The following is a 13,882-nucleotide window of genomic DNA, read 5'->3' as shown; positions in this document are numbered from 1 at the left end:
TTCTCTTCACGAAGGAGTTCAAGTACAACTTGTGTTTTAAATTCTGGTGTGAAACTTCTTCTCTTTTTCATATGAATACCGTCCTTTTTTAGTTGCTTTTATTATAACAGGATTCATTAAGAAATAGAAATTTATCTGTCTAGATTACAGGTACCATTATAAATTGAAGAACTTCTTTTTGTATGATATTATTAATATATATTTCACTCCATACACTCTTGGAAAAAAAATGACCAATAGTAGTACGGTGATTAGAGCTATACTCTGCAATATCAGTAGTTTTTCCTGTAAATCCTTTAGATGTTGCAGCAACAACAAATTACTTCATAATGCTTTGTTGCGGTTTTAGTATAATAAAAATCAAGATTAGTTTTCTTGAAAAAATTGTTAACCAGTGAATTATCTGATAAAATAAAGTTTGACATCCAAAACATCTTTTTTAGTGTGATTTTGTGTGAGAACTTTATCATACACTAAAGTGGTTTGGATGTCTTTGTTTTATTTATTAATATTTTCAAGTTGCTTTGCTCATTTAAAGATAAGAATAATAAAGTTTAATCTTTAGAGTTGATGAATTATTAAGAAAGGTGGAAAATTTTAATAAAATACTATACTATATGTAATATATGGAAAATTTATTAGGAGATTGGGAGAGTGGGAGAATGATTAAAAAACAGTGGTTGATTTTCATTGTGCTGGTATTTATCTTTACTATTATTTATGCCATAGGAAGTCAAATAACATTATCACTCAAACCTAAAAACTATTCTGTATCCATTGAAAATATACCAGCGCGCGAAAAAAAAGCGTTAGAGTTCATAACGCAGAGAATTTCAGGGACTGAATTATCCGTATATACAAACTATATAAATAGAAAAAGTAATGAGGAGGTGGTTGCAACCGGAAAAGACATATTATCTGAATCACAGGGATTATTACTATTATATTTACTTAATAGAGATAAAAAAGAATATTTTGACGTGTGCCTTGATTGGACAGTAAATAATTTGTACTTAGATAATGGAATCTTTGCTTGGATGAAGACAAAATCTTCACAGATTAAAAATACAAATGCCCTTATTGATGATCTCAGAATAGTAAGAGCATTAATATTAGCAAATAAAAAATGGGAGAATAAGAAATATTTGAAATATATCCAAAAATCATCAAAGGCGCTTTTAACATATAATGTTAAGGACAATATGCATTTAGATTTTTATGATAATGGATTTAAATCCAAAAGTAATATCATTACAATTTCTTATTTAGATTTATATACCATGAAGGAGTTAACTAATGTGGATTTTAAATGGAACAAAGTATATGAAAATTCATATGAACTAGTTAAAAATTCAAAGATTAAAGGGACTGGTTTATATAAATTTCAATATAATTTAGACCAACATATATATACAACCAGTAATGAAATAAGTTTAATTCAATCGATTTACACGATGGTACATTTAGCAGAAATAGGAGAATATGATATTGAAGGGATTAATTGGATATGGGATGAATATGAGAAGTATGGAAAAATTTTTGCCACATATTCATATGAAACCTATGAACCTATGTCAGATATTGAATCTACTGCATTGTATGCGTTAATAGCTAGATTGTTTTATTTAAAAGGGGAATACCATAAAGCTGAAAGAATCTTAAATGAATGTGAGAAGTTTCAAGTAATGAATAGCAACTCAGAAATTTATGGAGGATTTGGGAATGAATACAATAAAGAAATTTATTCATTTGATAATCTTCAATATATATTATCTTCGTCAATCATACACAAAAAAAATTAAAGGAGAGGTTTTATGGATAAGCTTATCTCTATTCTAATACCTGTGTACAATGAAGAAGATACATTACCAATGTTGTATAATAGGATAATTAAGATAACAAATAATATTGATTATAAATTTGAAATCTTTTTTGTTAATGATGGAAGTAAAGATAATTCTCTAAATATAATTAAAGAGTTAAGGAAAACGGATGCAGACATTTCTTATTTAAATTTATCTAGGAATTATGGTAAGGAAATAGCTTTAGCAGCGGGAATTGATTTTATTGCAGGAGAGGCAGTGATTATAATGGATGCTGATTTGCAAGATCCTCCTGAACTAATTCCAGAAATGATTAAATATTGGGAAGAAGGCTTTGACGATGTATATGCTAGAAGGAAAAGTCGTAAAGGCGAGAGTTGGCTTAAGAAGAAAACATCGTATTACTTTTATAGAATACTAAAAAAGCTATCTAAAGTTGATATTCAAGAAGATACAGGTGATTTTAGGTTGCTTAGTAAAAGGGCAATTGAGGCGATTAAAAAAATTAAAGAGCAGCATAGATATACTAAAGGTTTTTTTAGTTGGATAGGCTTTAATAAGAAGGAAGTTTTATTTGAAAGAGAAGCAAGATTTGCAGGTAAAAGCAAGTGGAATTATTTAAAGCTTTTAGAATTAGCTATTGAAGGTATTACCTCCTTTAGTGCTGTACCTTTAAGAGTTAGTACGGTTATTGGATTTATTACTGCATTAGTGGCTTTTATTTATATGATTTTTATAATAATAAAAAAAATCATGTTTGGTGATCCTGTGGCAGGGTATGCTTCTTTAGTAAGTGTTGTTTTATTTTTTAATGGTATTCAGATGATTAGTTTAGGAATTCAAGGAGAATATCTAGGGAGAGTTTTCAATGAGTCGAAAAATAGACCACTTTATTTTATTGAAGATTTCAATGGTCAAAAAGATGGGTTTGAAGTATTTGAAAATATTTAATTATTTGATTTTAGGATTCTTTACTACGGTTATTAATATTTCAATATATAGTATTTTGGTACTACTGAAGAAAAGTTATATGATAAGTAATTTAGTAGCTTTTTCTATATCTATAATATTTGCGTATATAACAAATAAAAAATGGGTTTTTAATCATGGAGATAAAAAAAATATTGATGTAGAAGAACTTATAAAATTCTGTGTAGCTAGAGTTGGGACACTCTTAATGGAGAGTATTATGCTATATATCGGTATTACTTTATTGAGATTTAACCAATATGGAGTTAAAACAATTGCGAATATAGTTGTTATTATTGTTAATTATGTATTAAGTCAGTATATAGTCTTTAAGAAATAAAAAAGCATCTAAAGAGGTTGAACTATGAAAAAAATTCCTAAACCATCGGTTATTGCGGTAATTCTTTTGATTTTAATATCTGGATATGCGCTTTTTTTAGAACCATTGATCGGACTAGCGGATAATGGTGATTTTTATAGAATTATGGCACCAAATGACTTAAAGCATGAAGAGTCGAGAAATAAAAATGATTATTTTGGTTATTTCAATCATAAATATGATAAGCTACAGTATTATAATGAGCTTAAAGGAAATATCAAGTCAACACATAGTATTTTTATCAAAATAGCTATGAAAGTAGACGATTTAGTTACCCATGATAAAAAATTTGATATAAGATTTCATGGATTGTTATGTCTAATGGTTCTTGCCTTAGCAGTATACTGGATGGTAGAAATTGTAGAAAAAATGACTGAGAGTATGAAGGTCAAATATTTTATGGGAGTAATGGCAGTTTTTATATTTGGTGACATTGGGTATATTTCGTACTTTAATAGTTTTTTTGGAGAAGCGATTGCGTACTCCTGTTATCTTCTTTCAATAGCGGGTTTATTGAAATTTATAGCAGAAAAAGAGTTTAGGATAAAATATGTAGTTGTTTTTTCCCTAGCTACATTTATGTTTATGGGGGCTAAAAATCAATTTGCACCTAATGGAATACTGGCTTTTGTGGTTTTATTCGTATTTATATTTTTTAAAATCAATCGAAAAAAAAAGATAATTATAGTAACGTCAGGGGTTGTTTTACTTATATCTACATTAGTGATGTATGCGGTTATTAATGATAATATTTATTTAATCAATAAATATCACATGATCACTAGAGGTGTTATGTTGTTTGAACCTGATGTACAAGAAGTTACACAAGAAGTAGGAATTAATGAACAGTACGCACTTTTAGCAGGGACTATTTATTTTGATGGCACTCCTGTTGTAGACCCAAGAGACGAGGTGTTACTCAAGGGATTTTATTCTCAGTATAATTTGGCTTCTGTCACTTTGTATTACTTTAAAAACCCAAAAGCGTTTGAAAAGATGATGAGAATTGGATGGAAAAATAGCTTTACAATTAGACCAGAAGTTGTAGGAAATTATGAGAGAAACGTTGGAATGGAATACGCTAAAAGAACAAATTTCTTTTGTTTATGGAGTTACCTGAAAGAGAATCATATACCTAAAAGCTCAGGATTGATTTATATGTTCTTATGTATTTGTGCTGTGTTATCTATTAATAGGTATTTAGGACATAAGAGAAAAAATAATGCTCAGAGAGGTATGTATATGGAAATAGTCATGTTATATGTATTTTTGACTGGACTTTCACAAATCTTTGTATCCTTTATTGGTGCAGGAGATACGGACCTCAGAAAACATCTATTTATGAATACATTGGCATTAGATATATTGTTTTATTTTAACTTTTCCAATCTTATTTCTATTTTGTTTAAAAAAAGAGGGTAGTAATTAAATGAAGGAGTAACTTTTATGCTAAAAGAAATTAATACGAAAGCATCAAAAAAAATAGATTTAATCGATACGGCAACAATAAATATATTCTTTTTGCTTATTGTTGTTTTCGCGTATGGTGAATTAGAAAAAGAATCTATGAACTTTTTTATTCTACTAAGTGTTATGATAGGAATTATAATCAGCTATTATACCAATATTACTTTTGCTATCTTATGTTCAATTGTATTTGATTTTTTATATGCTAGTACATATATCTTTTTAAATATAACAAAGTCTGAGCCAATCAAATTAAATGTTTATTTTTGGATGATTATTGTACCTGTATTAATGATTATATTTGCTTATAAAGGTAAATTGACTAAAGACATACAAATAGAAAATTATAAATTAAAACAGGAAAACAGAGAAATGGTAATGATCGACAAGGAAACTGGATTAAGAAATGCACAATCATTTTTTGATGAATTACAGGGATTTATGAATATTAATAAAAGATATGGACTAATAGTTTATTTAATGTTAGTAAAAATAAAATATGATGATACATTATTAAGAATAATTGGAAGAGCTAAATATGATAAAACAATAAAAGTTTTGTCTAAAGCGATTGATGGTATGTTACGAATGGAAGACAAAAAATACCTATTAAGGGAACAAAATATGTTTGGAATTATTTTTTTAACGCAAAACAATGATGGAGAAATAGTTAAAAGTAGATTAAAGAATATAATTAAAGAAACTAAATTTGAAGAAGAGTTGATAAACAAGATTAAGATTGAAGTATTAGTAGGTTTAGTTCAGTATGATAAAGACCAGGTGAATAGCGCAATTGAGTTTTTCGAAATCGCCCAAAAGGATATGGAGTATGATGTTTAAATGTGTAAAAAAAAATATTGTCTAATATTTTCTTATGTAATTATTTATATATTTATATTACTTATTTTTGTAAAAATTGAAGTATCGGCTACTGCAGTAAATACACGTTATGTATTACTTTATGACAAGCTGTATGGATATGCGAAGCAAACTAGCGAGATACTCCAATTATATATGGAGTTAAAATCAAATAATCAAGATGTGCTACTTCTTCAAATTGATGATCTCGATGAGAAGAAAATTGAAAAGGATGCTAAAATTATCGTTATATCTTCTAGCTTTGACGACAAAGAAAAATATAAGGATACATTAGATAAGCTTAGCGTATTAGGTATGAAAAACCATACGGAAAAAAGCATTCATTTAAACCAAAGTACTAAACAGAAAGGTTTATTTTTAGGGATTGATGAAGTTTATCCATTTTCTGATTTTAATAAGCTGATGGATATAGCAGAGAGCCTTAATGATAGAGGTATTGAATTTATATGCACTATAATGCCTGTTTATGAAAATTATGAACTTGAGGCATATGATAAATTTATAGAGGTTTTGAAGTATGTTAATAAAAAGGGTGGGTGTATCTTTATTCACTATCCTGTAATAAATGAAGATGGTACTTACGATAAAGATACTAAAGCGGGTTTAGAAAAAGCAATAGATGAATATCGTAGACGAGGATTAGAGATACGCGGAATTGCATTGTCACAAGATAATTTATTGGAAAACTCAAAAGCAATTCAAGATTTGGATGTTCAGTTTTTACTCATCACAGAGACAAAAGTAAAAACTGATATACATCTAGATCTATTTAACATATCAAAAGAGATAAATAGATATATTTTTATAAAATCATGGGATATCGATTCATTTAATATTTTTTCGTATAATGATTTACAATCTTCAAATCAAGATTTGGTATATTTCGTTATACATGATGATGTAGAAAAGTTAGATATGTTGTTGAAATATTTGGATAGTAAAAAAATTTCAATCAAAGATTTTAAAGTTGAAGAGTATGCAGATATATTAGATCGCATAAAGGATGATAATGGTGAAGAAACAATTATATATAATAATAACAAAACAGAGCTGGATAAATTTAAAGAAGAAGAACTACAAAAAATAAGGGGAGAAAACCTTAATAAGGAGAAGGAAAATATACAAAGATATAATATGACAAATGTTGTGAAAAAAGCGTTCGTAATCGCATTTACGATTATTTTGGTATTGATGGTGCAGATAATTATTGCAAAACGATATGACAGGAAAAAAAATTTTAAAAAATAAGGTTGTGAATAAATGTTAAACAACATATATGATTACTTATTATTAGGCTCATTATTCGCTATATGGTTTGTAATTTTTATTAATACAATTCTTGTTACAAGTGGATTTATGTCATATGTTAAGCATTATAAAGATGAGAAAGTTAGAATTCTAGAAGAGTACCCATTTGTATCCGTATTGATTCCAGCGCATAATGAGGCAAAAGTTATATCAAAAACAGTCCATGCTGTTTTAAATTTGGATTATGATCATGACAAATATGAGATCATTGTCATAAATGACAATTCAAAAGATAACTCGCATGAAATCTTAGCGAAGATTAAAGAGAGATACCCAGATAGATTGATTCAAATTATTAATACAGATGGGGTTACTGGTGGAAAAGGCAAATCGAATGCTCTAAATATTGGATTTGAGCACAGTAAAGGAGAGTTCATTGCCATATATGATGCAGACAATACTCCAGAAAAACAGGCTTTAAAAGAATTAGTGTATTCAATAAAAAATGATGAGCAAGCTGGTGCTGTAATTGGTAAATTTAGATGTAGGAACAAAAATAAAAACTTTCTGACAAGATGTATTAATCTAGAAGGACTATATTTTCAATGGATGGCTCAGGCAGGCAGATGGAACCTATTCAAATTATGTACAATTCCTGGAACCAATTTTGTTATTCGCCGATCTATTTTAGAACAGATTGGTGGATGGGATACTAAGGCTATTACAGAAGATACAGAGATTAGTTTTAGAATTTACTTATTAGGATATCACATAAGATTTTGTCCATATTCGGCAACATGGGAGCAAGAACCAGAAACTTTAGCTGTTTGGTTCAAACAAAGAAAGCGGTGGGTTAAGGGAAATTATTATGTGATGTTTAAAAATTACAAGTATTTGTTTGACAAACGAGCTGGAGTTGTAAGATTTGATTTATTATACTACTTATCCATTTATATATTTTTCTTTGTAGCAGCTATTACTTCAGATATGATTTTTATATTGAATCTTGGAGGGTTTGTTGAAACAACTGTTGAGGGGTATAGCTTATTGTTGTGGTTTATGGCATATGTTTTGTTTGTGTTGTCTGTACAAATAGCAAGTTCAACTGAAAGAGGTGAGAGTGGCTTTTTAAATACAGGTATTATGCTAATTATGTACTTTACGTATTGTAAATTATGGGCAATAGTAGCATGTATGGGTTTTGTTAGCTTTGTAAAAGATGTATTTTTTAAAAGAGAAACAAAATGGTATAAAACTGAAAGATTTTAGGAGATGAAACCCAATGAGAATAAAAATAGCAATCATAATCATTTTATGTATGGTTTTTAGTTTGAACGGAATTTGTGCTGAGAAAGAAATCTATAGTATCCAACTAGGAACATTTAAAAATGAAGTTTTTGCAAACCGTTTTGTTGATAGAATGCAACGAAATGACATTGAGGCTTTTAAAATAAGTACTTCGGTTCATAGTGTCTTTTATGGTACATATGAAAACAAAAACGATGCATTAAAAGAATTAAAAAATATAAGACAATTAAAAAATATAAGACAATATATGAGCGGTGCTTATGTGGTAAAGCTCAGTAAAAGACAGAAGAAAATGTATTTGCAAAACAAAGACCTTAATAAAGAAACAAATAAAGAACCAAATAAAGAAACAAATAAAGATACCACTACAAATACTGATATAGGGTTAATAGATGAAGTAGATAGTTTGTATAAAAGTAAGATTGAAAATAACCAGCAAATAACTATACATACAACTACTGATAACCATTTAGAATATACATATAGAGTAATGAATGACATTGAGTTAAGGGGTGTAAACGGAGAAAGCAAATGGTATTTCGAGGTAGATAAAGCATTAACAGTAAAAGAACTTAAATTGAACTTATTTATGAGAGTCAATGAATTAATTAAAACTGATATTTCGTATGCTACAATATACATGAATAATATTCCAGTTAAGTCAATCAATTTTAAAAACTCAAACAATCAACTACTAAATAGTTGGGTGATTAATGTGCCCGCATATTTGGTTAATAAGGGGTATAACGAATTAAAAATCCTCACATACTCTAGAATTTCAGACATACCATGTGCGGATGATAAAAACATTGCGAATTGGATAGTTATTGATGGCGCTACTAATTATGTTATTCAATATGATAGAAAGTATTATTCTGAGAAAATAGCAAATTTCCCAAAACCATTTATAGGGATACATGCAGATAATGATAAAGGTGTAAGTGTAATTATTCCAGATAATTATACGGATGATGAAATGTCGGCAGCTTTAACTTTAATTGCATATATGAAAGGTTCCAATCTTGGTTATGAAACACCTATTACATTAATAGCAAGTAATGATAATATTTCAACCTTTGACAGTTTGATTTATTTAGGTAATTATGCAAAAATACCTAAAGATTTAAAAGGCCTTATTAATAATAAGGAAAGCCTTTATAGAAAGGATGTGCATATTTACAGAAAATCTTTAGATAACTTTAAGAAACCAGTGCTTATGATTGTTTCAGATAATGCTAAGAGTTTAATGACGGGGGTAAAAGCTCTTAAAAATAATGATCTGAAAGCTCAAATGACAAATACTTACATTAAATTAGCTGAAGATTTTGACATAAGCATAAAAGATGAAAAACAAGATGATTATATTTACTTAACAGACATAGGGTTAGATGGAATTGAAGTTAAGGGGAGTAATCAGCAATTTACAAGTATAGGATTAAAGATTCCTTTTAATGAGATATTAACAAATGAGGCAAATATTAATTTGAATATAAGATACTCAGATAACCTTGATTTTGAAAAATCAATGATTTCAATATATATAAATGGAGTTCCAATCGGAAGCCATAAATTGGATCGTAATAAAAGAGATTTAGACAGCATAACATGTTATATACCAGAAGCGTTAAGACATAACAATTATTATGATATTCGGATCGTATTTGAACTAATACCAAATGGAATAATCAATTGTGAAAGATATCTAGCAAGTGTTCCTTGGGTATATATTCAGAAAGATTCTAGTCTTTTTGTTCCAAGCATAGATAACCCTCTCATGTTACTAGATAACTTCCCATATCCTTTTTCTAGAGATGACGATTTAGATAGGACAACAATCGTATTACCAGATCGACCTACAAAACAAGATTTAGAAATAGCAGGAATGTTTGCTGAGTTAGCAGGAATTGGAACCAAGAAGAATGAAGGAATTATTAATGGTATCAAAGGAAATATGTTTAGTAAGAAGCACTATGAAGATAACTTGATTATTTTTGGTACACCAGAAGAAAATAGTGCAATAAGGGCTATTAACAATAATCTATGGTTTAAATATAATGAAAAGTTTAATAGCGTTCTTTCTAATGAAAAAATTGAATTGCTATCTGAATTTTCAAGGGGTTCTACATTTATTGAGCTGAAACCATCATCTTATAATATTAAAAAAGGGATTTTATCCATTACATCATTGGATAAAAAGTCTATCATTGATGCAACAAAGTACTTATATAAGAAAAATTTGAGGTTTTTAACTGGAGATGCAGTAATTATTAGCAGGGATGGAGATTTGAATAATTTTAGATTTCAAAAAGAAATAGAGCGACCGGAAATAAAGACCAATATATTAAAGAGAGAAAATATAAGGAATTATATCATATTTACAGGAGGGTTAATAATCCTTATGCTTACTGGGTTAGGTTTATATTTATTTAAGAATAGAAAAGATAAAAATAAATAGTAGCAAATTTTTTTGTAAGAGACAAAGCTTCTTTCAACTTTAAATCTATTGGTACTGACTTTTAATGGCAATAGAAAGTATAATGGTACCTGTAATCTAGACAGATAAATTTTTATTTCTTAATGAATCGAATCCTACTATAATAAAAGCAACTAAAAGAAGACAGTATTCATATGAAAAAGAGAAGAAATTTCACTCTAAAATTTGAAATGAAGGTTGTACTTGAATTCTTTCGTGAAGAGAAGGACTTGAATCAGCTAGCTATAGAACATGAGATTGCTCGTAATATGCTGCGTAACTGGAGAAAAGAATTTCTTGCCAATGCATCAAATGTGCGAATGTTAATGATTTTTTTTTTACCAGTAGCGCTACTCAAAAAGTCTACCATTTATCAGTTTCCGATACTGTGAAAAGAATTATAGCGTTTTTAGCAAAATATAATGAAGATTTATGAAACTGTACTGGATAGAACTGAAGGTATTGAAAAATGGTTGGTTACGATATTAACAAAAATACAAAAGAGTCCTTGATATGGAAATAAAAGTATAGGAAATTGTTTTTGGGGTAAGGGGAAAGTGTATATTTTTTAGTGAAAAATAAGCATGGCAGCTACCAAATTAGTATAATTTAGGAAAACAAAATTGTACAGCCAATAATACGATTGCCATTGTTATGGCAGGCCCAATTGCTAAGGATATAGGAGATCGATATCAAATAGATCCAAGACGTGCTGCAAGTTTATTAGATACTTTTTCATGTTTTTGCCAAGGGATTATACCTTATGGTGCGCAGCTTCTAGTAGTAGCGAGTGTAGCAGAAACTTCATCTTTTGAAATTATGATATATTTGTACTATCCATATTTAATGGGAATATGTGTACTTATTGCAATTGCATTTGGTATTCCTAAGATTGACAAATCTTCTGTTAAAGACTTAAGCTTGGAAAAATAAATAATAAAAAATCAATTGGTTAGATGATGAAACCCCTTAATATTGTTTAGATATTAGGGGGTTATTATTGTATCTCTCATTTTAAAGAAAATGGTAAAATTTGGAGATGTGGGATATAAATTAAAGATGCGTGCTAATAGATTTCAATTTTTTTTATAAAAGGGAGAAAATGATGTAAATTTGCATATTATGACAATGTATTGTTATAATGTGATTAATAAAAATAATTATTAATGGATAAGGGTGAATGCAGTGGACATAAGAAATGTAAAAATATTAGGCGTTGGTAAATACTTACCTAAAAAAGAGCTTACTGGAGAAGAAATCGATCAAATGCTAGGGAAAACCCTAGGATGGGCTGGGAAAAATATAGGGGTTTCAAAGAGACATTTTGTTTTAGATGAAACCGCATCACAAATGGGGGCTTTTGCAGCTAAAAAAGCAGTAGAAGATGCAAAAATTTCAGTACATGATATAGATTGCATCGTTTGTGCAAGTGGTTCTATGGAACAGCCAATTCCTTGTACTGCATCCCTCATACAAAAAGAATTAGGATTAGAAAAATCAGGGGTTCCTAGTTTTGATATAAACGCTACTTGTTTAAGCTTTGTAGTCGCATTAGATACAATATCTTATTTAGTTGATTGTGGAAGATATAAGCATGTATTAATTGTTTCTTCGGAAGTTGCTTCAGCCGCACTTAACTGGAAAGATGAAAAAAGTGTTGCTTTGTTTGGAGATGGTGCAGCTGCAATGGTACTAGGAAAGACACCAGAGGATGAAAGCTCAAAGATTATTTATTCAAAGATAGAAACATATAGCCAAGGTAGCCATTTATCACAAGTGTATGGAGGGGGTACAAAATTCCCACCTAATCTAAAAAATGTAAAAGAAGAAACAATGAAACAATTTTTATTTTATATGGATGGGCAAAATCTTTTTAAGATGGTGAAAAAATTACTTCCTTCTTTTATGAAAGAAATGACGAATAAAAGTAAACATACGTTAGAAGATATTACAATAGTCATACCCCATCAAGCGAGTAAAAGCGGTATGAGTCTTATGAGAAAGAATCTTAAGATTCCAGAAGAAAAATGGATGGATATTGTATCAAATCATGGGAACATGATTGCAGCTTCTATTCCAACAGCCCTTTGCGAAGCTATAAGACAGAAAAAAGTTAAAAGAGGAGATAAGGTTTTATTATTAGGAACTTCAGCAGGATTATCTTTAGGGGGACTTATCTTTGAGTATTAAGAATGTTTTAATTACTGGAGCGAGAGCACCTGTCGCTTTAGATTTAGCAAGAAAGTTTGCCAAAAGAGGGATAAATATATATACAGCAGACAGTACAAGGTATAATCTATGTATGAAATCAAAAGCAGTTATAAAAAATTTCATTCTTCCAAAGCCAAATGTGGAGTATGAAGCTTTTATAGTGGCTTTAAGAGATATTATTAAAAAATATCACATTGATTTGATTATACCAACTTGTGAAGAAATATTTTATGTAGCAAAGGGGCTTGGTCAGCGGCATTGTAAAGTGTTTTGTTCTGACATTGACTTGCTGAGTGAATTACATAATAAATATGACTTTATTAGATTATGCCAACAACAAAATATAATCATTCCAAAAACAAAAATATACTATTGTTATGATGAAATATTAGAATATATAAAATCATTTCCTTTTCAAACACCACTTGTGTTAAAGCCAGTATATTCCAGATTTGGAGCGAATGTTCATATATTATCAGAAGATAAAAGTGAAATTCCTAAAATAGAAATATCTGAAAGTTATCCATGGATCTTACAAGAATATATAGAAGGAACACAATTTTGTACCTATAGCATTGTACAAAATGGGAAAATAGTATCACATTGTCATTATGAAAATAAGTTTACAATCAATAATGGCGCAAATATTTATTTTCAACATATTGACAATAAAGAAATTTATTGTATCATTGAAAAATTAGTAGCAAATTTGAATTTTACAGGGCAAATTGCATTTGATATGATCCAAACAAAGGAGGGCGTCATATTTCCTATCGAATGTAATCCAAGAGCTACTAGTGGGATTCATTTATTTGATGAAAATGTAACAAAAGCATTTGTTGATACCAATAGCTTTATAAGACCAATTGAAAAAAGTAAGATGTTAGTCCTTCCTATGATTATTTACGGCATTAAATCCAAGGATATTTTCAGCAAAAATTGGTGGACAACTTTTTTGAAAAGTGAGGATGTGATTTTTAATTTGAGAGACTTATCACCTTTTTTTTATCAATTTTTTGTTTATTTATCTTTTTTTATGGAGAGTTTAAAGAATCATAAAAAAATTGAAGCAATCGCTACAGAAGATATTGAATGGAATGGAGAATTTTAAGGACGTGATAAAGG

11 protein-coding genes and 1 pseudogene are annotated in these 13,882 nt (G+C 28.9%); all 12 read left to right on the top strand.

Features of this window, described 5'->3' with window-relative positions:
• Positions 1–662 precede the first annotated feature (662 nt).
• The 12 genes and pseudogenes from EV214_RS16210 (at position 663) to EV214_RS16155 (ending at position 13,868) form a co-directional block, all read left to right on the top strand.
• Complete coding sequence (locus tag EV214_RS16210; protein ID WP_165916427.1) at positions 663–1,802, top strand: glycosyl hydrolase family 8; 1,140 nt, start codon at positions 663–665, stop codon at positions 1,800–1,802.
• A gap of 12 nt (positions 1,803–1,814) precedes the next feature.
• Complete coding sequence (locus EV214_RS16205) at positions 1,815–2,774, top strand: glycosyltransferase family 2 protein (RefSeq protein ID WP_132247643.1); 960 nt, start codon at positions 1,815–1,817, stop codon at positions 2,772–2,774.
• Complete coding sequence (locus EV214_RS16200) at positions 2,734–3,132, top strand: GtrA family protein (protein WP_165916426.1); 399 nt, start codon at positions 2,734–2,736, stop codon at positions 3,130–3,132. Before EV214_RS16205 ends, EV214_RS16200 begins: the two co-directional genes overlap by 41 nt.
• Positions 3,133–3,156: 24 nt before the next feature.
• Positions 3,157–4,593, top strand: coding sequence for a glycan biosynthesis hexose transferase WsfD (gene wsfD / locus EV214_RS16195; RefSeq protein WP_132247639.1), 1,437 nt, complete (start codon positions 3,157–3,159; stop codon positions 4,591–4,593).
• Positions 4,594–4,617: 24 nt separating this feature from the next.
• Positions 4,618–5,478 carry a diguanylate cyclase domain-containing protein gene (locus EV214_RS16190; RefSeq protein ID WP_132247637.1) on the top strand — a complete coding sequence of 287 codons (861 nt, stop codon included), beginning with the start codon at positions 4,618–4,620 and terminating at the stop codon, positions 5,476–5,478.
• Entirely contained in the window at positions 5,479–6,765 is a 1,287-nt protein-coding gene (locus EV214_RS16185; protein WP_132247635.1) for a DUF2334 domain-containing protein, read from the top strand.
• Positions 6,766–6,777: 12 nt separating this feature from the next.
• The gene (locus EV214_RS16180; RefSeq protein WP_132247633.1) at positions 6,778–8,034 is read left to right on the top strand and encodes a glycosyltransferase; all 1,257 of its coding nucleotides are present in this window, start codon (positions 6,778–6,780) and stop codon (positions 8,032–8,034) included.
• Between the two features lie 13 nt (positions 8,035–8,047).
• Complete coding sequence (locus EV214_RS16175) at positions 8,048–10,528, top strand: cellulose biosynthesis cyclic di-GMP-binding regulatory protein BcsB (RefSeq protein ID WP_132247631.1); 2,481 nt, start codon at positions 8,048–8,050, stop codon at positions 10,526–10,528.
• A gap of 173 nt (positions 10,529–10,701) precedes the next feature.
• On the top strand, positions 10,702–10,938 hold the full coding sequence (locus EV214_RS16170) for a transposase (protein ID WP_132247629.1): 237 nt from the start codon (positions 10,702–10,704) through the stop codon (positions 10,936–10,938).
• A 247-nt stretch (positions 10,939–11,185) separates the two neighbouring features.
• A pseudogene (locus EV214_RS16165) lies at positions 11,186–11,479 on the top strand (Na+/H+ antiporter NhaC family protein); the annotation flags it as partial.
• 252 nt (positions 11,480–11,731) lie between these two features.
• Positions 11,732–12,736, top strand: a complete 1,005-nt coding sequence (locus EV214_RS16160) for a beta-ketoacyl-ACP synthase III (protein WP_132247625.1) — start codon at positions 11,732–11,734, stop codon at positions 12,734–12,736.
• The gene (locus EV214_RS16155; RefSeq protein ID WP_132247623.1) at positions 12,726–13,868 is read left to right on the top strand and encodes an ATP-grasp domain-containing protein; all 1,143 of its coding nucleotides are present in this window, start codon (positions 12,726–12,728) and stop codon (positions 13,866–13,868) included. The genes EV214_RS16160 and EV214_RS16155 overlap by 11 nt, the downstream gene beginning before the upstream one ends.
• Positions 13,869–13,882: the final 14 nt, after the last annotated feature.

It is taken from the genome of Marinisporobacter balticus (assembly GCF_004345705.1).
Taxonomy (GTDB): Bacteria; Bacillota; Clostridia; order Peptostreptococcales; family Thermotaleaceae; genus Marinisporobacter; species Marinisporobacter balticus.
Note: the sequence above shows the minus strand (reverse complement) of the source record. Positions and strands in the feature narration are given on the sequence as shown.